Source organism: Sporosarcina sp. E16_3, from assembly GCF_017347125.1.
Lineage (GTDB): Bacteria > Bacillota > Bacilli > Bacillales_A > Planococcaceae > Sporosarcina.
The window spans coordinates 1-2,742 of the sequence record NZ_JADPRX010000065.1 but is presented as its reverse complement, the minus strand read 5'-3'; the positions used below and the strand labels follow the sequence as shown (position 1 = coordinate 2,742).

General features: G+C 37.1%; 4 protein-coding genes. All 4 read left to right on the top strand.

The annotated features are described in order from the left end of the window. Positions 1-108 precede the first annotated feature (108 nt). The 4 genes from I2483_RS19015 (at position 109) to I2483_RS19000 (ending at position 2,487) form a co-directional block, all read left to right on the top strand. On the top strand, positions 109-597 hold the full coding sequence (locus tag I2483_RS19015; RefSeq protein WP_207151649.1) for a hypothetical protein: 489 nt from the start codon (positions 109-111) through the stop codon (positions 595-597). Between the two features lies 1 nt (position 598). Then, positions 599-1,102 carry a hypothetical protein gene (locus I2483_RS19010; RefSeq protein WP_207151648.1) on the top strand — a complete coding sequence of 168 codons (504 nt, stop codon included), beginning with the start codon at positions 599-601 and terminating at the stop codon, positions 1,100-1,102. A gap of 264 nt (positions 1,103-1,366) precedes the next feature. Next, positions 1,367-1,615, top strand: a complete 249-nt coding sequence (locus I2483_RS19005) for a hypothetical protein (protein WP_207151647.1) — start codon at positions 1,367-1,369, stop codon at positions 1,613-1,615. 302 nt (positions 1,616-1,917) lie between these two features. Next, entirely contained in the window at positions 1,918-2,487 is a 570-nt protein-coding gene (locus tag I2483_RS19000; protein WP_207278626.1) for a site-specific integrase, read from the top strand. The last annotated feature ends 255 nt before the right edge of the window (positions 2,488-2,742 follow it).

Genomic DNA, 2,742 nt, shown 5'->3' with positions numbered 1-2,742 from the left:
AAAGGCAACCGTTTCCTATAGGAAATCCAACAGACTCTCCAGCAGTCCGGATCAACTGGAAATTCTATCGGAAAGAGCTCTTACTACTAATATACGAGGAGTGATACCATGAAAAAAATGATTTTTGCGGTTATTTTTATTGGGCTTGTCTTCTTTGGATTTAGGTACCTCCAAAGTACATTAACAGAGCCAAAGAGTGAGGTTAACATGAATGATGATGAACAAGTTCAATATCTTGAAGAAATGAATGAAATATCAGGCGAGGGTTTGCAAGACACCATTATGACTACACTGAAACAATGTTTTGAAATGGCGTATGCCTATAAGACTTACTCCTGTCTAGGAACGATGATCACTGATGAAGAATTCATGTCATCAAATGACCTTGATATGGATGAAAAGGGCGAACGTTTATATAATATGCTCAGCAACGATAAACCCATCATTGAAATGAATTATGAACGTTCCAATGAATCTACAGAACTGAATGGATTGTTTGAAGTTAGCTTCCTATTACTTCAGGAAAGCGAACTTCTAGTCTATCAATTCAACGTAGAAGAAACCGAGGTAGTAAAAATTACGAAAGGGGGATCTTGACATGGATAACCCATTGGATGCACTCAATCTCAATGAACTGCTTTTTACGTTTATTCGAGTAATTCAAATGGTAATGGTGCCGTTGTTTGGGATTATGGCACTAATCGGGCTGTTTCTATTCTTGTATTCTTTTAAGAATCCGATTAAACGACGTGCCGCCTTTCTGTTTTGTGTCTTTTCACCGATTGGCTTTGTTTTCTTTCTACACGGTGCACCTCTCTTGGATTATTATGTTTATTCATCTCCAAATACCAATGATGGAGGTCAAGGGTTAGTGGTCATGGTAAGTTGGGTAGAGAAATTCGGCGCACCTGTTTACACTATATTTGACTATTTAATGAAGCCTTTGTTGGTTTCCCTACTCATTATTGGACTTGGATTTTTACATGGGTCAGGAAAATCACCAGGTTTGAAGCGATTGGGGACGGGTGTTTTAATAGGTGTTCCTTTTCTGTGGTTCCTTCTTAAGCTCGGACCTACTATTTACAATATATTTCTATCATAGTTCTCTGGCCTGTAACTTAAGCGGTAATTTGCGCTGTATTTAAGCGTTATTTTACACATCCAACTTTAAAAACCCAGCTACCTTCACATGTGAAGAACAACTGGGTTTTTTAATTATTTACATCATCATCTATAGAACTATTCTAATCGGTTTAGGTTTGTTTACCTGACCGTCTTAAGCGGACAAAAAAGGGAAAGCCATCTTCATCGGAGAGGCTTCTTACGTTCTAAAATATAGATATAGACAATACGGAAGGTTGATAAAATGGAATTAGTAGAACCACCGAGTAAAGAAATTAACCTTAAAAACAAAGAATTAAATCAAAAAGGAAACTATATTTTTGCCTTGTCTGATTCTGAAAACTTGGATAACAAAGTGTATTTCATGACATTTTTTCAAGATGGTAGTGTTTACTTTCAATATCCTGATAAACATAAATTAGAGTATATTTCAAAAGAAAAAAATCCTGAATTACTCAAAGAACTTAAGGATTTATTAGAAATAACTTATTAAAGAGTTTCCGAACTATTCATAGCGAATACTTTAATATAAAGAATCAATAATTTAACATGCAATAAGATGAATCTGGTATTTGTAAAAAATCAATCTAACACAATAGAAATATGTTAGATTCACAAAAAGAGCTTCATCCCTTGTGTAGCAAGGGATGAAGCTCTTTTTTAGCCGTGCACTTTTTTCGTTCCTCATTTGAATCTAACTTAACTCGCGTTATAATTAGCTTAAGTTAGATTGGGGTTTGTACATTAAAATGCGTGAGGAGGTGTATCCCTTTTGCGTAATGGGATACTGAACATATGAAATTCGTTGAACCGATACGGGATCTTAACAAGATTAGCAGCATGAAAAAAATCCTTTTCGCCCAAAGCGAAAGGAACTATCTCTTATTTACACTCGGCATCAATTCACCCTATCGCATTTCGGATTTAATTCGGGTGCAATTCAAGCATGTATGGGATCAAAAAAACAGTGTGCGTTCGCACTTAGTAATGACTGAACAGAAAACAGGGAAGGAAAACAAGGTGGCGCTTTCTAAAGGGGTCAAAAAAGCGATTGAGGCGTATGCGGGCCAACATTACGAGGGGGATCCGGAAGCCTATTTATTCAGGAGTCGAAAAGGGACGAATCAAGCGATTAGTCGGGTTCAGGCCTGGACCATTATAAGTGATGCAGCGAAAGAATTAGGACTTGAAAAAATTGGTACGCATTCGCTTCGAAAAACGTTCGGCTACCATCAGATAAAGAGAGGGACCAATATTACGCTCTTGATGAAGATGTTTAACCATAGTTCCGAGAGTGTTACGTTACGCTATATAGGCATCACACAGGACGATATGGATGCAGCTGTTCAAGCCCTGGACCTTTAATGCGATCCAGCAGAAGGCTTCTTAACGCGTCCACTGTATACTAACAATAAGGTCTGTTGAAAATGATGTATTCAGGGAGTTTTATTCGAAGTAGACTGTTTCCATTCAGTAAAATAAAGGTGTTTAAAAATGTAGCGTAAAGATGGAGGGATAATCGTGACTATTTCCAATAAGTACAACCTTAATGAACGTGAATCGAAGTTTTTATTAAAGAAAAGTGTTATTGGCCTGATCCATTCAGCTTCACGCTTAGAA